Raw genomic sequence first — 18,080 nt, 5'->3', positions numbered from 1 at the left:
GCCGCAGATTTCATATCCCCCGGGAAACCACCGTGTTCCCACAGCTTTTCCACAGAGCCATCCCGGCAGACGATCCGCTTACGGGAACCGCGATTCCCGAACAGCCCTGCTGCAAAAGGATTTTGCCCGCACGGGAGGCGGCTTCGCCGGAGCGAAGCGCGTGCGAGGAAATCGGTTCATGGATCTCACCCCTATAGAGATTGTCTCCATCGCCGGACATTCGCTCTTCATGCTTGGCGCCTTGCTCGCAGGCGCCACCATCGCAGCCACTCTGCGCGCAGCCCTGCCCGCCATCGCCAGACTGCGGCGAGAGTTCGTAAAAGCCCGCCTCACCCACCGCGTGATCGTTCGCGCCAAGGCGCCCGTTCTCGATTCCGAATCGCGAGCCCGGAACGCTCCATTCGCGTCCACGCCGAACGAGGCCACTCAAAAATCAGGGAATTCCAAGCATTTCCGGGCCCGAATATTTTCGCCTTGACAGGGGATGAACAAAAAGAGAACAAATGCATCAACGGAACATTGATAGAACACGAGTCGGTTTTCCACAAGACATCCACAGCCGGACCCGCCTCATCGGCACCGGCGCAGATGGCTCGAAAGGATTGGACATGACTGCATTTGCCGCCTGCCTCTTCGCCCTCGCCGCAGCGGCATCGCTCCATGCGATGCTGGCGACGCTCCGCCGCTATGGGCACGAAGCGCTCTCGCTTCGGGCCCGACTGGCAGCCTGCCCGGAAACGCTGGCGATCAATTGGGCGATGGTGGTACGCGTGCCGGTTCCGGCATTGTCCGCACTCAGGCGGGATCGTGCGGTACGTCCTCGCTCGTGGACGACACAGCGCCCCGGACTGGAATGGCCGAGCGGGGAGCTTGCCGCCTGACCTTGAAGTACGTCCTGATCCCGATGGGAATCAGCGCAAGATAAACGATGGTGATGACTGCCAGCGTCCACCAAGGCTCAGTCAGCAGCGCCGCGACAGTCAGACCGACCAGCGCGATCACGCCAAGACGCAGGCTCGACGGCGGACGCATCCGCGACCAGCTGAGCGTCGGCAGGTTGGAAATCATCATGAACGCCATCAGGACCATCCACACGCCCACCACAATGGGGTTGGCGAAGATGGGCACGCCGCTGGCGATCCACAGATAGAGCGGCAGAAAGCCGAGCCCGGCGCCAAGCGGCGCCGGAACGCCCGTCAGGAAACCCGCCTGCTTGTGCGGCTGATCGAGCATGTCCATGCGCGAATTGAAACGCGCGAGGCGCAGAACGCAGCAGATCGCGAAAGCGAGCGCGGCAATCCAGCCCAGGCTGGGAAGCTGATGCAGCGTCCAGAGATAGACGATCAGCGCCGGTGCAACGCCGAACGAGATCGAATCGGCAAGACTGTCGAGTTCGGCCCCAAAGCGCGTCTGCGCCTTGAGCATGCGCGCCGCGCGGCCATCGATCCCGTCGAGCAGTCCGGCGAGAATCACCGCCTGTACCGCACGCTCGTAATCGCCGCCGATGGCAAAGCGAATACCGGTCAGGCCCGAGCAGAGCGCGGCGGCAGTAATCGCATTGGGCACGAAGGCCCGCATCGAGAGCCCGGCGGCAAGGCGGCGACGCGGATGCTGGCGCGCCGCCATGAATTCACCGGGCTCCTCGGTCACTGCGAAATGCCTTCGATCACCGGGGCCGCGCCGATTTCGGCAAGCACGGTCTCACCCGCAACAATGCGCTGGCCCATCAGAACCTTGGGTTCGGTGCCGGCGGGAAGATAGACATCCACGCGGCTGCCGAACCGGATCAGGCCGATGCGCTGGCCGGCAGCGATGATGTCACCCGGCTTCACGAAAGGAACGATACGGCGGGCAACGAGGCCGGCAATCTGCGTGAAGCAGATGCGCTGACCATCACCGCGCTCGATCAGCAAGTGCTGGCGCTCGTTCTCTTCGCTCGCCTTGTCGAGGTCGGCATTCATGAACTTGCCAGGGATGTAGATCACCCGGCGCACGGTGCCGCCGATCGGCGCACGATTGATGTGCACGTCGAACACGCTCATGAAAATCGAGATGCGCGTCACCGGCTCGGTCGACATCGGCTGCGATCCGCTGCCGTCCTCAACCGTCAGTTCGCGCGGCGGCGAGACCTTGCCGATCAGCGTCACGAGGCCATCGGCAGGCGCCACGACGAATCGGTCGTCCTGCGGCGTCACGCGGACGGGATCGCGGAAGAAAGCCAGCACGCACAGCGTCAGCACCGCCAGCGGCCAACCGACCCACGGGCCGACGAGCAGCCACGCCACAAGCGCGACGACGGCCGCAATGGCGCCAAACTTGCGACCCTCGGGATGAATCGAGGGCCAGTTCCAGGACGCTTCGCCGCGTCCCTGATTATCGAGAATATCTCCGGGCATGGCATTCCTCTAGTGAGAGTGCGTCGCTCCCGCAATGGCGGGAGCCCGAGTACATCCCCGGCCGCATATAACGCCTGCCAAGCGTACCGCGGCAGAGTCTGTTCCCTGCACGCGGGCGGATGTACTCTGAGAGAGTAGCGATCGAGATGTCCGGGGGTCCCCGAAGGGAATTCCTTGATGAAGGAAGCTGGTGGTGGACAGGGCTGGATTCGAACCAGCGTACGCTTGCACGGGCAGATTTACAGTCTGCTGCCTTTAACCACTCGGCCACCTGTCCACACCAGATCGCTGGCGGCGGAAGACCTTTCCCTAGGGAGAGGAACCCGCTGTGTTGAAGCTCTGAAACCAGAGCCTCGCTGCCGAGGAGGGCGCCTATGTAGAACCGAGCCTTGCCTGTCAATGGGGGTGCTGGCAGGAGCGGGACAGATTTTTTCGTAAAGGACATTTTCATGAGCAATCGTAGCGACCGGGACGGCGAACGGCCCGCAAAAGCGCTGCGCGGCCGCGCCGGCCGTATGAAGAACGGGCGTGGCAGCGGTCGCGCAAGTTCCGGCATGGTGCGCCTCTGGGGCCGTCATGCGGTCGAAGCAGCTCTCAAGAACCCGAATCGCCAACATAGAAAGCTGTGGGCAACTCGCGAGGGAGTCGAATCTCTCGACGGTGAATTGCCGGCCGATTTCCCGGTCGAATGGGCACAGCCTGCCGATCTGGCCCGACTCGTCGCGCGCGACGCCCCCCATCAGGGCCTCGTCCTCGAATGCGAGCCGCTTGAGGACATCTATATCGACGATGTGCTCGACGGTGATCCGGCGCGGCCGGTCGTCGTGCTCGACCAGGTTACCGATCCGCACAACGTCGGCGCCATCATGCGCTCGGCCGCCGCGCTCAATGCCTGCGCCATCGTCACGCAGGACCGGCACGCGCCGCCCGAATCGGGCACGCTGGCCAAGAGCGCCTCGGGTGCCCTTGAAATCCTGCCGTGGGTACGCGTGGTGAACCTCGCCCGCGCGCTCGAAGAGATCGCCGAGGCCGGTTACTGGCGCATCGGGCTCGAGGGTAGCGCCACGGAGACGCTTGGTAACGCCCTCCCCGCCGGTCCGGTCGCGCTCGTGCTCGGCGCCGAAGGTGATGGCATGCGCCACAATATCGTCCAGCACTGCGATTCGATCGCCAAGCTGCCGATCAACGAGGCCATGGAGAGCCTCAACGTCTCCAACGCCGCTGCCATCGCGCTTTACGCCGTAGCCACACGCCCGGCCCCCTGATCCGGGATCCGACGACGACAGGGGAAACGACATGATTTCGACCGAACGGCGCAACCCTGCGCGAGGCCTGCTTGCAGGCCTCGCCGTCGCCGGGATGGCGATGCTGGTGGCAGCCTGCATTTTCGTGCCCGGCAAATTCACCTCGCAGCTCAGCCTCAAGACCGATCGGAGCTTCCATTTCGCCTATACCGGCGAGATCGTGATGCTGCCTCTGCAAAAGTCGAAGGAAACGCCGTTCGAGCCCGAGACCTGCCACGACGACAACTCCGACGAGCGCACCTGCACGCCGGCCGAACTCGCCGAACAGAAGTCGAAGTGGGAGGAATCCCGCGCGGACAAGCAGAAGACCGATGCGCAGGCCGCCAAGGCGCTGCTGGGCGGCATCGATCCCAGCGATCCCCGTGCCGGCGAGGAAGTGGCCGCCAAGCTGCGCCGCCAAACCGGCTGGAACAACGTGGTCTACAAGGGTGACGGCCGCTTCGACGTCGATTTCGCGATCGGCGGCAAGCTGGACCACGACTTCACCTTCCCCACCATCGAAGGCTTCCCGATGGCCAATGCCTTCGTGCAGCTCTCGCTGCGGCAGGACGGCAGCGTGCGTATCGATGCGCCCGCGTTCGGGCCGTCCCAGTCGTCAGGCAACATGATGGGGGCCATGCTGGCAGGAATGAACAGCGACGCCGGAAGCGAGGCTGCCGATACCGACAGCACCAGCGAAGCCGATGGCACCTTCTCCATCATCACCAATGGCGAAATCCTGGCCAACAATACCGACGAAGGTCCGCAAAACGGTCCCGGTGGGCGCACGCTGACCTGGAAGGTCAATGCCCGCACGCCCGCAGCGCCCACTGCGCTGGTGAAGCTCAAGCCCTGATCCGACATGCGGGGCGCTCATCCGGGCGCCCCCTTCCCCAAATGCAAAACGCCGCGCCAACCTTGAGGTTGGCGCGGCGTAATTACTTCAGCCTGCGAGGCGTCGACAGGCTGCCGGATGCTGCTTAGTTGACAGCGTCCTTGAGGCCCTTGCCGGCCTTGAACTTCGGCTGAGCCGAAGCCTTGATTTCCATCGGCTCACCCGTACGCGGGTTGCGACCGGTCGAAGCCTTGCGCTTGGCGACCGAGAAGGTGCCGAAGCCGACCAGGCGCACTTCGTCGCCCTTCTTCAGCGCGCCGGTGATGGCATCGAAAACGCTTTCGACGGCCTTGGTGGCATCGCTGCGGGTGAGGCCGCTCGAGTCTGCGACCGCGCTGATCAGATCGTTCTTGTTCATTATGGGTACCCCCTAACCTTTCAGTGAAAACAGGATGTGATGGGATAAAATTTGGATTCGCCTCTGAACGGCACGGAATTGAGCGGTTTTTGCTGACGCTGTCAAAGCCTAAACAAGGCGAAAATGCGCAGTTTATCGTGTTTTTCCGCCACTCAGATGACGTTTTCGACAATTGCGGAGCCTGAATGCATTCAATGCGATGCACGCATGCTCCGAACTGCCCCGTCTGCACGGCCTTTCGCCTGCCTTTGAAGCGGGTGCCGCCGCTTCCTCTCCATGATTCGCCTCATGAAATCAGACGGGTGCATTTACCGTATAGGGACAGCCGGATTGCCGACAGGCACAAAAAAGGCGGCCCGAAAAATCGAACCGCCTCTCAAGCTGCCCGGCTGCGAAGAGCCGGGCATCACTCCCGGACTTACGCCTGGGTGTCGTTGACGCGACGCTCGGCGATGCGGGCGCGCTTGCCGGTACGACCACGCAGGTAGTACAGCTTCGCACGACGCACGACGCCGCGACGGACAACGGTGATCGAATCGATGTTCGGCGAGTAGAGCGGGAATACGCGCTCAACGCCTTCACCGAAGCTCATCTTGCGCACGGTGAAGTTCGAACCCATGCCACGGTTCGAGCGCGCGATGCACACGCCCTCGTAAGCCTGGACGCGGGTACGGGTGCCTTCGACAACCTTCACGCCGACGCGGACGGTGTCGCCCGGACGGAAGGTCGGGATATCCTTGGCGGCCTTGGCAATTTCCTCGGCCTCGATCTGCTGAATCAGGTTCATGAACCTAAGTCCTCGTTTTTGCGCCGCGCACCAGAGGCAGACTGGCCCCGAACGTCACTGCGACGTTCCCAAAGGTCCGGCCTGCGTGACCGTGTATCTTCCTCCGCCTGTTGTTTCCGCCAGGCGGCGATCTTCGCATGATCCCCCGATCGCAGCACTTCAGGGATCGTGCGCCCTTCCCACTCGGTAGGTCGGGTATATTGCGGGTATTCGAGAAGACCGTCCTCGAACGATTCCTCGGTCCCGCTGGAAGCCGCGCCCATTACGCCGGGAAGCAGCCGAATGCAAGCGTCTAACAGCAGGATTGCCGCGGGTTCGCCGCCCGAAAGCACCGCGTCGCCGACCGACATCTCTTCCACCTGACGGCCTTCGAAGATGCGTTCATCGAAACCTTCGAAGCGGCCGCAGAGGATGGTGACGCCGGGGCCGTCCGCCAGTTCGCGCACGCGCTGCTGCGAAATGGGCTTGCCGCGCGGCGTCATCGCGATGATCGGCGCGTCGGGATTGATCGAGCGGGCATGGTCGATCGCGGCGGCCAGAACGTCCACTTTGAGCACCATGCCGGCGCCGCCGCCGGCGGGCGTATCGTCCACGGTGCGGTGCTTGTCCGTGGTGAAATCGCGGATGTGGACGGGATTCATGGCCCACTTCCCCTCCGCCAGCGCCCTGCCCGCAAGGCTGATGCCAAGCGTGCCGGGGAACATCTCCGGGTAGAGGGTGAGAACGGTGGCATTGAAAGTCATGCCCCCGCGCAAAGCCCAATTCGCCGGCTACGGCAAGGGGAAAGCGCCGGATTTGCGTCCTTCAGAGCGGTTCCCACACTTCGGCGGGCAGGAAACCACGGTCAGCGGCGATCTCCTCACGCAGCCATTCGCGCAGGCGTTCGATCTTGCGGACGCCGACGCGGCTTTCCGAATGGATCAGCCATTGCGCCGGGCCCGGATAGTAGAGCGTGTCGAAAGGCTGCACGAGGCGGCCCGCTTCCAGATCCGCCCGCCAGAACAACGGCGACATCAGCGCAATACCGAAGCCCTGGCGCATCGCGGTGGCTTCCTGAAGCTGGTTGTCGAAGACGATGCCGGCGCGCGGCGGAGGCGGGGTGCCGATGCCGTTGGCGGCGAACCAGCCTGCCCACCAGCGATCGTTCGGCGCGAAGCGCTCCACCGCCAGCAGATCTTCCGGCTTTTCGACGCGATTCTTTTCGAGGAACACCGGCGCGCAGATCGGCGAGAAATGCTGGCGGAACAGGAATTCGGCGCGCAACCCCTCCCACTTGCCGTAACCGACGCGGATCGCCGCGTCGTAAGGCGAGGTGGCCAGATCGACGACCTCGTTGCTGAGCGACATCCGTACCGCCAGATCGGGGTGGCGCAGCTGGAAGCGGCCGATCCGCTCGCTCAGCCACGACGCACCGATCGAGACCGAAGCATTAAGCGAGAGCACATCCTCGTCCTCGCTCCACACAGCCGCGAAGGCATCGGTCATCGAGGCGAAGGCGCCGGTCAGCGCCGGCAGCAGCCGACGCCCGACATCGGACAGGTGCACCCTGCCCTTTTCGCGCACGAACAGCGGCTTGCCGACGCGGTCTTCAAGCTGGCGGATCTGGTAGGACACTGCCGCCTGCGTCATTCCCAGTTCCTCGGCCGCGCGCGAGAAGTTCTCGTGGCGGCCCGCAGCCTCGAAGGCGCGGATGGCGGTCAGGGGCGGCAGGCGGTCCATGGCGCAACGATAAGCCAGCCTTATGACCCGTGCCAGAGGCTTTGTTGGCGAAGTGCCGCCCGATCAAGCAGATTCCAGTCATCCGATGGAGGAACCGGACAATGCAGGATCAACACTTCATGCAGCAGTGGAACGCCGGCCATGACCGGTTTTCCGGAGATTTCGACCGTCTCGCACGCAAGCTGTTCAAGGCTCTTGGCAGCAGCTTGCGCGGCCGGCAGCCCAACGACCCGGACGATCAGAACAAGCGCCCTACCCCGCAAGAGGCCGCCTTGACCCGCAGGGCACGGCTGACGGGGATCGGGATCCTCGCCGGAATTCTGGCGGGATCGAGCCTGGCCATGGTGACGCCGCTTGTAACCGCGCTGGATTGCCCGCAGCACGCCAATCAGATCTGCGTCAGAGCGGCGCTCGCCTGATTGCAGGGCCCGAAAAGCAGAAAGGCCGCCCGAGGGCGGCCTTTCCTTTATTCTTCCGCGAAGGCGGCGTTGACCACCACGCGTTCGTGATCCCACTCGGGGACGGCGGCGGGGGTCATCGGCACCATGAAGCGGCGCCGTTTCCCATCCTCGCCCACCGGACGCTCGATCTCGATCACGTCGCCGGCGCCGAAATTCTCGACCGCGATGCAGGTGCCGAGTTCCTCGCCCGCGTCGGATACCACGCGCAGCCCCAGCAGGTCGGCGTGATAATACTCACCTTCCGCCAGTTCCGGCATCGACGAGCGCGGAACGGTCAGCGCGGTGCCGCGCAGCTTCTCGGCAGCGTTGCGATCGGGCACTTCCTCGAAGCGGGCGATCGCGCCGCCCTTGCCGTCGTCGCGCAGCTTGGCGAGCGTCAGAGTGGAATCGTTGAAGGCGCGGTAACGCTTGAGCGCCGCCACGCCTTCACCGAACAGCTTGAGGCGAACCTCGCCCGTCACGCCGTGCGCGCCGGTAACGGCAGCAAGCGTGACGGGGCGGTCTTGACCAGCCATTGTGGACTCGAACCTGAAGCTTAGGCTTCGGTCGATTCCTCAGCGGCAGCTTCCTCAGCCGGAGCTTCGGCCGGTGCTTCAGCAGCAGCCTTGGCAGCAGCGGCAGCTTCTTCAGCTTCACGCAGCTTCTCGGCCTTTTCCTCGGCGCGGTCCTTGGCCTTCTTGCCCGGCTCAGCCTTGTTCGGGTTCACCGTGGCGGCGCGTTCCTTGATGCCGGCCTTGTCGAGCAGGCGAGCAACGCGGTCGGTCGGCTGGGCGCCAACGCCGAGCCAGTAACGCACGCGGTCTTCGACCAGGCGCACGCGGTTCTCGTCTTCCTTGGGGAGGACCGGGTTGTAGGTGCCGACCTGCTCAAGATACTTGCCGTCGCGCGGAGCGCGCGAGTTGGAGACGACGATCTTGTAGTAAGGACGCTTCTTCGCGCCACCGCGCGACAGACGGATCGAAACGGACATTGTTTTACCTTTCCTTCAAATCTTCAAAAATTACTTTTTCAGAAACTTGCTGAGATCGGGCGCACCGCCCATTCCCGGAAGACCACCGGCGCCGCCACCGAGACCGCCGCCCAATCCGGGCATGGCAGCATCGAGGCCACCCTTGCCGAACATCGCGGCCAGCCCCTTGAGGCCGCCCATCTTCTTGATCTGCTTCATGGCCTTGGACATCTCCAGGTGCATTTTCAGCAGCTTGTTGACGTCCTGAACATTGGTACCCGAACCGTTGGCGACGCGGATCTTGCGCTTGGCATTGAGCAGTGCGGGGTTGGCGCGCTCCTTCGGCGTCATTGAACCGATGATCGCATCCATGCGCAGCAGCACGCGGTCATCCATGCCCGACTGTTGCATCGCCGCCTTGGCCTTCTTCATGCCCGGCATCATGCCGGCCAGAGCGCCAAGGCCGCCCATCTTCTGCATCTGGCCGAGCTGGGTGCGCAGGTCGTTCATGTCGAACTTGCCCTGCTCCATGCGCTTGGCCAGCGCTTCGGCATCCTCGATCTTGACGGCTTCGGCCGCCTTTTCGACGATCGAGACGATATCGCCCATGCCAAGGATGCGGTTGGCGACGCGGCTGGGGTGGAAGACCTCAAGGGCCTCCATCTTTTCGCCGGTGCCCGCGAACTTGATCGGCTTGCCGGTGACGGCCCGCATCGACAGCGCCGCACCGCCGCGCGCGTCACCGTCCATACGGGTGAGCACGACGCCGGTAAGATCGACTTCGCCGGAAAACGACTGCGCAACGTTGACCGCGTCCTGACCCGTCAGCGAGTCGACCACAAGCAGCGTTTCACGGGGGTTCGAGATGGCGGCAACCGCCTTCATCTCGTCCATGAGCTGCTGGTCGACGTGGAGACGGCCGGCGGTGTCGAGCATCAGCACGTCCACGGCCTGAAGGCGCGCGGACTGCATGGCGCGGGTGGCGATCTCGGTCGGCTGCTGGCCGGTGATGATCGGCAGGGTGGCGACGCCGACCTGCTCACCCAGAACGCGAAGCTGCTCCTGCGCCGCCGGACGGTTGACGTCCAGCGAGGCCATCAGGACCTTCTTGCCCTGCTTCTCCTTCAGGAGGCGGGCAATCTTGGCGGTGCTGGTGGTCTTACCCGAACCCTGCAGACCGACCATCATGATGACGACGGGCGGAACCGCTTCCAGATCGAGTTCGGCGGTCTGATCACCGCCCAGCATCTCGATCAGCGCGTCATTGACGATCTTGACGACCTGCTGGCCGGGCGTGACCGACTTCAGGACCGACTGGCCGACGGCCTTTTCGGTAACCTGATCGATGAAGCGGCGCACGACGGGGAGCGCAACGTCGGCTTCGAGCAGCGCGATGCGTACTTCGCGCATGGCATCGCGAACGTCCTGCTCCTTGAGCGCGCCGCGGCCACGCAGCTTGTCGAATACGCCACCAAGACGATCAGACAGAGAGTCAAACATTCTCGCTCCTAACGTCACTCGCGGCGAACATGCCGAAATCCCTTTCGACGGCCGGAGCCGCCAGAACGCCAAAAACGCCGGTGGGCGAAACCTCGCTGACCGGCGTGACGGAAACCTTATGCGAAAAACGCCGGCGGACGAAAACTCGTCGGCCAGCGTATCGCGTTTCCGCGAAACTGATATGTCGAAATAGCCAAACCCAGAAAACTTTGAAAGGCTATTTCGGTGAAATGGTGGAGCCTAGCGGGATCGAACCGCTGACCTCCTGCATGCCATGCAGGCGCTCTCCCAGCTGAGCTAAGGCCCCAATCATTTCGCCGGATCGACCCGGGAGGTCCGATCCGTTTCCCGCGTTTCGGCTTACGCCTCCGCTTGGGAGGCCGCCCTCTAGATTGGGTTCGCCGGGCTGGCAAGAGGAAATTTTCACGGGCCTGTCATTTTTCAGATCGCCCCCGGAAGGCACCCGATTTCCCTACGCCACTTGCGAGGATGAGCAACTGCTGAAGCGCTCCGCTGCCCCCACGAACACCGTCCATCCACACTCCGCTCATCCTGAGCCTGTCGAAGGATGGAGACCTTGCACCACGCCGCTGGGGGCTTCGACAGGCTCAGCCTGAGCGGGATTGAGAGCGGTGGGAGCGATGAGAGCGGGCGAGTCGGAGCGGCTCTCGCTCACAACGCAAGTTCGCATCGCCCGACGAGACCAGCGCCCCCTCCGTCCCCGCACTTGCGCAAAAAAGAAAGGGCGCGACCGCCGAAGCGCCGCGCCCTTTCCTGAATCAGATAGCGCCCGAGGCTTACTCGTCGCGATCGCCATCGTCGTCGCCGCCGCCGATGCCGAGATCGTCGTCACCGCCGAGGTCGACGTCGTTGTCCGGCGAATCGCCATCGTCGTCGATGTCCAGATCGTCATCGGCGAGATCCGCGTCCTCGGTCTCGACGACTTCCTTCTTCTGGATTTCCTCATAGGGAATCGGCTGCTTGGACTTCAGCACCGGCTCCGGGTGCCACGAATGGCCGCACTCGATGCAGGTGACCGGGTCATCCTTGCCCAGATCGTAGAAGCGGGTGCCGCATTTCGGGCAGCCGTGCTTGGCGCCCCACTCAGGCTTTGCCATGAAATGTCCTCAATTATTGCCCGACCGAAGGGTACGGGCGTGAATTCTGTGTCTTGATGGGAGGGCCCGCGCGCAAAATCAAGCATGCCGGATCAGGCGTGCCAGATCTGGCGTGTAGGCCGCATCAGGGCGCGCGCCTTGCCATAGGCCGCACCCGCTGTCAAAAGCCCGGCGATTTTGCGCCCCTTCCAGCCTCGAAAGAAGCACCGCCGTGAGCCACGACCCCGCCTCCCCCATGCGCCCCCGCCGTTTCCTGCCCGCAGGACCGCTCAAAGGACGGATCCGCGTTCCGGGTGACAAGTCGATCAGCCACCGCTCGATCATGCTCGGCGCGCTGGCTGTGGGCGAGACGCGCGTGACCGGCCTGCTCGAAGGCGAGGACGTGCTGGCCACCGCTGCCGCCATGCGCGCGATGGGCGCCTCTGTAGAGCGCATGGAAGACGGCGAATGGCGCGTCAGCGGCGTCGGTGTCGGCGCCCTGCACCAGCCCACCGGCCCGCTCGACATGGGCAATTCCGGCACCTCGACACGACTGCTGATGGGCCTCGTTTCCAGCCATCCGATCAATGTCAGCTTCGTCGGCGATGAATCGCTCTCCAAGCGCCCGATGGGCCGTGTGATCGATCCGCTGTCGGAAATGGGCGCCAGCTTCGAAGCCAGTGAGGGAGGCCGCCTGCCGCTGATCGTGCGCGGCGCCTCGCCGGCCGTACCGATCACCTACCGCCTCCCGGTCGCCTCCGCTCAGGTGAAGAGCGCAATCCTGCTCGCCGGCCTCAACACCCCGGGCACGACCACCGTGATCGAGCCGGTGCCGACGCGCGACCACTCCGAGCGCATGCTCAAGGGCTTCGGCGCCGACCTTGACGTGACCGTGGAGGCCGACGGCACCCGCGTCATCACCATCAAGGGCGAGGCCGAACTGAAACCCCAGGTCATCGACGTGCCGGGCGATCCGTCCTCGGCCGCCTTCTTCATCGTTGCCGCTCTGGTGGTGCCGGGCAGCGAAGTCGTGATCGAAAATGTGGGCCTCAACCCCACGCGCGCGGGCCTCGTCGAAGTCCTGCGCCAGATGGGCGGCCAGATCGAGTTCCTGAGCCCGCGCGAAGTCGGCGGCGAGCCGGTGGCGGACCTGCTGGTGAAGCATTCGGCACTCAAGGGCATCGAAGTCGATCCCGCCATTGCGCCTGCCATGATCGACGAATTCCCCGTCCTCTTCGTGGCCGCATCGCTGGCCGAGGGCGTAACGGTGACCAGCGGCCTCGACGAGCTGCGCGTGAAGGAATCGGACCGCCTCTCCGCCATGGCCGCCGCGCTGACATTGGCCGGCGCCGAAATCGAGGAGCGCGAGGACGGCCTGGTCATCACCGGCACCGGCGGCGCGCCCCTGCCGGGCACCGCGACGGCCGCGCAAGTGACCACCCACCTCGACCACCGCATCGCGATGTCGATGGCAGTCGCCGGACTCGTCAGCCGCCAGGGCGTGGACGTCGACGACACGCGCCCGATCGCCACCAGCTTCCCCAATTTCGAGGACCTGCTGGCCACTCTCGCGGAATAAGGGCATTCTCGCAGGGGCGGCCCCGTGTCGCCCCTACCCCTTATGCCGCCGGAGTCCGCATGATCCTCGACCTGCCGGAATGGCTCAGCAACACACTCGGCTTCCTGGGCACGGTGTGCTGCATCGCCGCCTATGCCTACATCACCTATCAGGACAATCCGAACCGCTACCTTCAGCACGGCTTGAACCTGGTCGGCGCGGTCCTGCTGCTGATCTCGCTGATGGTGAATGTGAACCTGCCCTCGATCGCGATGGAAGCGCTCTGGGCGCTGATCGCCGGGTGGGGACTAGTAAAGGCGCTGCTCACGCGCCGGAAGACCTGACGCCGCGATCCCGATTCGTACGGTTACCATTCGACAAGGGTTCCGGGCATAGCCTCTCCGCAGGAAAGGAGGCAGCGATGGAGTCGAAGCTGGCACATCCGGGCGCCCCTCGCAGCGTGCGCCGGGCTCTCGGCGGCCTGCCGCTGCCCCTGCTGGCCGCGCTCACCCTGATCCTGCCGATGATCGGCGCGAGCCTTGGCGTCGCGCTGGTCGTCGTCGCCTGGCTGGCCCGCGATTCCGGGCGCTTCGAACACGAACTCATAGAGATATACGGCGCCGACAGTCCGGAATTGCTCGACCCCGACCGCGCCCGCGAATCCTGAGGAAACGGTACGCGCAGCTTGCCTCACCGGCTCCAAGCCGCCATGAGCCGCCGCATGATTATCGCCGTCGACGGACCCACCGCCTCGGGCAAAGGCACTATTGCCAAAGCCCTCGCCCGCCATTTCGGACTGCCCCATCTCGACACCGGCCTGCTGTATCGCGCGGTCGGCCGCCAGTGCTTCCTCGACGGCGGCAATCCGGATGACCCCTTAGCCGCGCTGGCCGCCTGCGCGTTTTCGGAAGGCCTGTTGACGGACCCCGAACTGCGTTCTGAAGCAAGCGGCGGCCTCGCGAGCCGGGTCTCGGTCCATCCGGCGGTGCGCCGCGCGCTTTACGAGCGCCAGCACGCCTTCGCCGCGCACCCGGGCGGCGCCGTGCTGGACGGGCGCGACATCGGCACGGTGATCGCCCCGGAAGCCGATGTGAAGCTGTTCGTCACCGCCTCGGTCGAGGCCCGCGCCCAGCGCCGCTTCCTCGAAATGCAGGCACAGGGCCGCGACGTTTCGCTGGACGACATCGCCGCCGACCTTGCCGCCCGCGACGAGCGCGATCGAAACCGCAAGGATGCCCCGCTGGTGGCTGCTGACGATGCCGTGCTGCTGGATACCTCCGATCTGGGCCGCGAAGAGGCGGTTGCCGCCGCCATCGCCGCTGTCGAAGCCCGCAAAGGCTGACTCGGCAGGCCGCCGAGACCGCCATCCCGGCCGCCATTTTCCTTGCATTTCGCCCCTTAGGCGCGTAGTGGCCGCCGGTCTGGAGAACCGTCAGGTTTGAAGGACGCTGCGGCGGGCATCCGGCCCCCGTGGCGGTTCGGCCCTTTTGGCCCGGGTTCCGCATGGTGCGGGGCGCGGAGGAAGACCGGCGGATTCAACCGCCTGGCCGGAAAAATCGATAAACAGGAACAAACCTTTAATGGCTACTTCTGCCACTCCCACTCGCGATGATTTCGCGAAGATGCTTGAAGATCAGCTCGGCGGCGTCGCCGACGACGGCTTTGAAGGCCGCGTCGTCAAGGGCACCGTCACCGCGATCGAAAACGACAAGGCCGTCATCGACGTTGGCCTGAAGAGCGAAGGCCGCGTCTCGCTGCGCGAATTCGCCCGCGGCGAAGGTGAACACGGCCTCAAGGTCGGCGACGAAGTCGAAGTCTATGTCGACCGCGTCGAAAACGCTGACGGCGAAGCAATGCTGTCGCGTGACCGTGCACGTCGCGAAGCTGCCTGGGACAAGCTCGAAAACGAATTCGGTGAAGGCAAGCGCGTCGAAGGCGTGATCTTCGGCCGCGTCAAGGGCGGCTTCACTGTCGACCTCGACGGCGCCGTTGCGTTCCTCCCCGGCTCGCAGGTCGACATCCGCCCCGTGCGCGACGTCACCCCGCTGATGGACGTGCCGCAGCCCTTCCAGATCCTGAAGATGGACCGTCGCCGCGGCAATATCGTCGTGTCGCGCCGCGCCGTCCTCGAAGAAACGCGCGCCGAACAGCGCAGCGAACTGATCGACAAGCTGAGCGAAGGCCAGGTTATCGAAGGCGTCGTCAAGAACATCACCGACTACGGTGCGTTCGTTGACCTCGGCGGCATCGACGGCCTGCTCCATGTCACCGATATGAGCTACAAGCGCGTCAACCACCCGAGCGAAGTGATCGCCATCGGCGACACCGTGAAGGTGCAGATCATCCGCATCAACCAGGACACCCAGCGCATCAGCCTCGGCATGAAGCAGCTGGAAAGCGATCCGTGGGAAGGCGCAGCCGTCAAGTACCCCGTGGGCGCCAAGCTCACCGGCACCGTCACCAACATCACCGAATACGGTGCGTTCGTGGAACTGGAAGCCGGCATCGAGGGCCTTGTCCACGTTTCGGAAATGTCCTGGACCAAGAAGAACGTCCACCCCGGCAAGATCGTCTCGACCTCGCAGGAAGTCGAAGTGGTCGTTCTCGAAGTCGATTCGGACAAGCGCCGCATCTCGCTCGGCCTCAAGCAGGCTCAGCAGAACCCCTGGGAAGCCTTCGCTGAGAAGCACCCCGTCGGTTCGCAGGTTGAAGGCGAAGTCAAGAACGCCACTGAATTCGGCCTGTTCATCGGTCTCGACGGCGACGTCGACGGCATGGTTCACATGTCGGACATCGCCTGGGGCATCTCGGGCGAGGACGCGCTGGCTCTGCACCGCAAGGGCGAGCAGGTTTCGGCCGTGGTTCTCGACGTCGACGTCGAGAAGGAACGCATCAGCCTCGGCATGAAGCAGCTTGAGCGTGGCGCTCCGGCCGCTGGCATCGTCGCTGCGGGTGGTTCGCTGCGCCGTAACGAAGTCGTCACCGTGACGATCCTCGAAGTCCGCGACGGCGGCCTGGAAGTCCAGGCTGGCGAAGATGGCGCCACTGGCTTCATCAAGCGTTCGGACCTCGGCCGCGACCGCGACGAACAGCGCCCCGACCGCTTCCAGGTTGGCCAGAAGCTCGACGCCATGGTCACCGGTTTCGACCGTTCGAAGAAGCCGACCTTCTCGGTCAAGGCTCGCCAGCTTCACGAAGAAAAGGAAGCTGTCGAACAGTACGGTTCGTCGGACTCGGGCGCTTCGCTCGGCGACATCCTGGGCGAGGCTCTCAAGAACCGTTCGTAAGAACGTTTCGAGCTTCACCGCCAGGTGAAACAGTAAAGGCCCGTCCGGAGCGATCCGGGCGGGCTTTTGCTTTATGCGGTGCGCGCGGAGGCGCGGAGATCGCGGAGGAGAACAAGAAGAAGGGGATCGCGCAAAGGCGCGAAGGCTCAAAGGTGTTGCGCTTGCGGCCAAGCCGCCTTTGATTTCCAGCCGCGCCCATGCCGCTACCTTCAATTGAAACAGGTGCCTTCGGCAGGAACGACTCTCTTCGCGCCTTTGCGCCTTTGCGCGATCCTTTTCCCTTCTTCTTGTTCTCCTCCGCGATCTCCGCACCTCCGCGCGAATCCTCTTCGCCGCGCCTCTTTCGCCCACAGCCCCAAAGGACTACATCGCCCGGCAAGGAGAGATCCCATGCTCGAAGTCCACCAGTTCCCCTGCCTCAGTGACAACTACGGCTTCCTGCTGCACGATTCCGTCAGCGGCGAGACCGCCTGCATCGATACCCCCGATGCCGACGAATATCTGCGGCAGGCCGCCATCAAGGGCTGGCAGATCACGCAGATCTGGAACACCCATTGGCACCCGGACCACGCAGGCGGAAATGGCGCCATCAAGGCCGCAACCGGCTGCACCGTGACCGCGCCGGAAGGCGATGCTGGCAAGATCGCGGGCGTAGACCGCACGGTCTCGCAGGGCGATCGAGTCACAATCGGAGACTGGACGGCGCACGTCATCGACGTGGGCGGGCATACTTTCGGCCATTGCGCCTATCACCTGCCCGAAGCCCAGATCGCTTTCGTCGGCGATTCGGTCTTCGCGCTCGGCTGCGGCCGCATGTTCGAAGGCACCGCGCCGCAGTTCTGGGCCAGCCTCCAGCGCATCAAGGCGCTCCCGCCCGAGACCATGCTCTATTGCGCCCACGAGTACACCGCCTCGAACGCCAAGTTCGCCCTCCACGCGGACCCGGAGAATGCCGAACTCGCCGCCTATGCCGAGGACGTGGCCCGCGCCCGCGCAGCCGGCATCCCGACCGTTCCCACCAAGCTCGGCCGCGAACTGCTCACCAATCCATTCCTGCGCGCCGACGATCCGGCCTTGCAGGCCCGCTGGGGCGGACACGACGCAGTGGAGACCTTCGCGGCGCTGCGCGAAGCCAAGAACACGTTCTGAGACTGCCCGCCCCCCGATGACCTTGCACAAGCTTGCCCCTCTCCTCGCGCTCGCCACACTCTTCACGGCGAGCGCGGAGACCACACCCGCCATGGCCTCCAGCACGATCGTCACCTCCCCGCAGCCCCTGCCCGCGGCACACGACGCCCCCCGCGTCTTCCTCGGCGGCAGCATCGACATGGGCAGCGCCACGGACTGGCAGGCCGATCTCACCAAAGCCCTGTCGAACGAGAACGTGGTAATCCTCAACCCACGCCGGCCCGACTGGAACCCGGCATGGAAACCCGAGGCGAACGAGCCCGAGTTCCGCCGCCAGGTCGAATGGGAACTGGCCGCGCTGGAAAGCGCCGACGTGATCGTGATGTACCTTGCGCCCGGTACGCAAAGCCCGGTGAGCCTGCTGGAACTCGGCCTCCATGCGCGGGACGGCAAACTGGTGGTACTTTGCCCCGAAGGCTTCTGGCGCAAGGGCAACGTCGACATCACCGCGCAGCGCTACGGCGTGACGCAAGTGGCGACGATGGAGGAACTGCTGGCGAAAGTGCGCCAGCGGGTTCACGGCTGGAAGAAGCCGGCCTGACACTCAGGCATTGATTACCGTCGCCCCCGCGAAGGCGGGGACGACGAGGTTTTGAACGGCA

The 18,080-nt window shown here is 64.5% G+C and carries 21 protein-coding genes and 2 tRNA genes; 11 read left to right on the top strand and 12 right to left on the bottom strand.

Annotation, left to right across the window (positions count from 1 at the left end; all coding sequences use genetic code 11):
- Positions 1–178: 178 nt before the first annotated feature.
- The gene (locus AC1VVK_RS15815; RefSeq protein WP_482903714.1) at positions 179–478 is read left to right on the top strand and encodes a hypothetical protein; all 300 of its coding nucleotides are present in this window, start codon (positions 179–181) and stop codon (positions 476–478) included.
- Between the two features lie 317 nt (positions 479–795).
- On the opposite strand, the gene AC1VVK_RS15810 is transcribed toward AC1VVK_RS15815, so the two are convergent.
- The 3 genes from AC1VVK_RS15810 to AC1VVK_RS15800 form a co-directional block, all read right to left on the bottom strand.
- Positions 796–1,626, bottom strand: coding sequence for a CDP-alcohol phosphatidyltransferase family protein (locus AC1VVK_RS15810; RefSeq protein ID WP_482905184.1), 831 nt, complete (start codon positions 1,624–1,626; stop codon positions 796–798).
- A gap of 20 nt (positions 1,627–1,646) precedes the next feature.
- Positions 1,647–2,396: a phosphatidylserine decarboxylase gene (locus AC1VVK_RS15805; RefSeq protein ID WP_132384931.1), complete on the bottom strand. Its 750-nt coding sequence runs from the start codon at positions 2,394–2,396 to the stop codon at positions 1,647–1,649.
- Positions 2,397–2,587: 191 nt separating this feature from the next.
- A tRNA-Tyr gene (locus AC1VVK_RS15800) sits at positions 2,588–2,673 on the bottom strand.
- A gap of 172 nt (positions 2,674–2,845) precedes the next feature.
- Here AC1VVK_RS15800 and AC1VVK_RS15795 point away from each other — a divergent pair.
- Both AC1VVK_RS15795 and AC1VVK_RS15790 read left to right on the top strand, forming a co-directional pair.
- A complete protein-coding gene (locus AC1VVK_RS15795) occupies positions 2,846–3,661 on the top strand; it encodes a TrmH family RNA methyltransferase (protein ID WP_482903713.1) in 816 nt (271 codons plus the stop codon).
- A gap of 31 nt (positions 3,662–3,692) precedes the next feature.
- Positions 3,693–4,535, top strand: a complete 843-nt coding sequence (locus AC1VVK_RS15790) for a hypothetical protein (RefSeq protein WP_482903712.1) — start codon at positions 3,693–3,695, stop codon at positions 4,533–4,535.
- 124 nt (positions 4,536–4,659) lie between these two features.
- On the opposite strand, the gene AC1VVK_RS15785 is transcribed toward AC1VVK_RS15790, so the two are convergent.
- From AC1VVK_RS15785 to AC1VVK_RS15770, 4 genes are all read right to left on the bottom strand, one after another.
- Entirely contained in the window at positions 4,660–4,932 is a 273-nt protein-coding gene (locus tag AC1VVK_RS15785) for an HU family DNA-binding protein (protein WP_067732802.1), read from the bottom strand.
- A gap of 418 nt (positions 4,933–5,350) precedes the next feature.
- The gene (rplS, locus tag AC1VVK_RS15780) at positions 5,351–5,719 is read right to left on the bottom strand and encodes a 50S ribosomal protein L19 (protein ID WP_132384929.1); all 369 of its coding nucleotides are present in this window, start codon (positions 5,717–5,719) and stop codon (positions 5,351–5,353) included.
- Positions 5,716–6,462 (bottom strand): tRNA (guanosine(37)-N1)-methyltransferase TrmD, encoded by a 747-nt coding sequence (trmD, locus tag AC1VVK_RS15775; protein WP_482903711.1) that lies wholly within the window; start codon positions 6,460–6,462, stop codon positions 5,716–5,718. Before trmD ends, rplS begins: the two co-directional genes overlap by 4 nt.
- A gap of 61 nt (positions 6,463–6,523) precedes the next feature.
- Positions 6,524–7,438, bottom strand: coding sequence for a LysR substrate-binding domain-containing protein (locus tag AC1VVK_RS15770; protein ID WP_482903710.1), 915 nt, complete (start codon positions 7,436–7,438; stop codon positions 6,524–6,526).
- A gap of 101 nt (positions 7,439–7,539) precedes the next feature.
- Here AC1VVK_RS15770 and AC1VVK_RS15765 point away from each other — a divergent pair, with 101 nt between their 5' ends.
- Positions 7,540–7,857 carry a hypothetical protein gene (locus AC1VVK_RS15765; RefSeq protein ID WP_482903709.1) on the top strand — a complete coding sequence of 106 codons (318 nt, stop codon included), beginning with the start codon at positions 7,540–7,542 and terminating at the stop codon, positions 7,855–7,857.
- A gap of 47 nt (positions 7,858–7,904) precedes the next feature.
- Here the strand turns inward: AC1VVK_RS15765 and rimM are convergent, their stop codons facing one another.
- The 5 genes from rimM to AC1VVK_RS15740 form a co-directional block, all read right to left on the bottom strand.
- Positions 7,905–8,414: a ribosome maturation factor RimM gene (rimM, locus tag AC1VVK_RS15760; protein ID WP_482903708.1), complete on the bottom strand. Its 510-nt coding sequence runs from the start codon at positions 8,412–8,414 to the stop codon at positions 7,905–7,907.
- A 20-nt stretch (positions 8,415–8,434) separates the two neighbouring features.
- Positions 8,435–8,869, bottom strand: coding sequence for a 30S ribosomal protein S16 (gene rpsP / locus AC1VVK_RS15755; RefSeq protein ID WP_132384924.1), 435 nt, complete (start codon positions 8,867–8,869; stop codon positions 8,435–8,437).
- 30 nt (positions 8,870–8,899) lie between these two features.
- Entirely contained in the window at positions 8,900–10,348 is a 1,449-nt protein-coding gene (gene ffh / locus AC1VVK_RS15750) for a signal recognition particle protein (protein ID WP_482903707.1), read from the bottom strand.
- Between the two features lie 231 nt (positions 10,349–10,579).
- Positions 10,580–10,655 (bottom strand) — tRNA-Ala (locus AC1VVK_RS15745).
- A gap of 490 nt (positions 10,656–11,145) precedes the next feature.
- Positions 11,146–11,466 (bottom strand): TIGR02300 family protein, encoded by a 321-nt coding sequence (locus AC1VVK_RS15740; RefSeq protein WP_132384922.1) that lies wholly within the window; start codon positions 11,464–11,466, stop codon positions 11,146–11,148.
- A gap of 235 nt (positions 11,467–11,701) precedes the next feature.
- Here AC1VVK_RS15740 and aroA point away from each other — a divergent pair, with 235 nt between their 5' ends.
- The 7 genes from aroA to AC1VVK_RS15705 all read left to right on the top strand — a co-directional run bounded on the left by aroA (position 11,702) and on the right by AC1VVK_RS15705 (position 18,019).
- Positions 11,702–13,024, top strand: a complete 1,323-nt coding sequence (aroA, locus tag AC1VVK_RS15735) for a 3-phosphoshikimate 1-carboxyvinyltransferase (protein ID WP_482905183.1) — start codon at positions 11,702–11,704, stop codon at positions 13,022–13,024.
- Positions 13,025–13,083: 59 nt separating this feature from the next.
- Complete coding sequence (locus AC1VVK_RS15730; protein ID WP_132384921.1) at positions 13,084–13,347, top strand: CBU_0592 family membrane protein; 264 nt, start codon at positions 13,084–13,086, stop codon at positions 13,345–13,347.
- Between the two features lie 77 nt (positions 13,348–13,424).
- Complete coding sequence (locus tag AC1VVK_RS15725) at positions 13,425–13,670, top strand: hypothetical protein (RefSeq protein WP_482903706.1); 246 nt, start codon at positions 13,425–13,427, stop codon at positions 13,668–13,670.
- Between the two features lie 54 nt (positions 13,671–13,724).
- Positions 13,725–14,345, top strand: coding sequence for a (d)CMP kinase (locus AC1VVK_RS15720; protein ID WP_482903705.1), 621 nt, complete (start codon positions 13,725–13,727; stop codon positions 14,343–14,345).
- Between the two features lie 238 nt (positions 14,346–14,583).
- On the top strand, positions 14,584–16,290 hold the full coding sequence (rpsA, locus tag AC1VVK_RS15715; RefSeq protein ID WP_132384918.1) for a 30S ribosomal protein S1: 1,707 nt from the start codon (positions 14,584–14,586) through the stop codon (positions 16,288–16,290).
- 390 nt (positions 16,291–16,680) lie between these two features.
- Entirely contained in the window at positions 16,681–17,439 is a 759-nt protein-coding gene (gene gloB / locus AC1VVK_RS15710) for a hydroxyacylglutathione hydrolase (RefSeq protein WP_132384917.1), read from the top strand.
- A 16-nt stretch (positions 17,440–17,455) separates the two neighbouring features.
- Complete coding sequence (locus AC1VVK_RS15705; protein ID WP_482903704.1) at positions 17,456–18,019, top strand: nucleoside 2-deoxyribosyltransferase domain-containing protein; 564 nt, start codon at positions 17,456–17,458, stop codon at positions 18,017–18,019.
- The last annotated feature ends 61 nt before the right edge of the window (positions 18,020–18,080 follow it).

It is taken from the genome of Novosphingobium sp. BL-S-32 (assembly GCF_056857055.1).
This window is presented reverse-complemented; position numbering and strand designations above follow the sequence as displayed.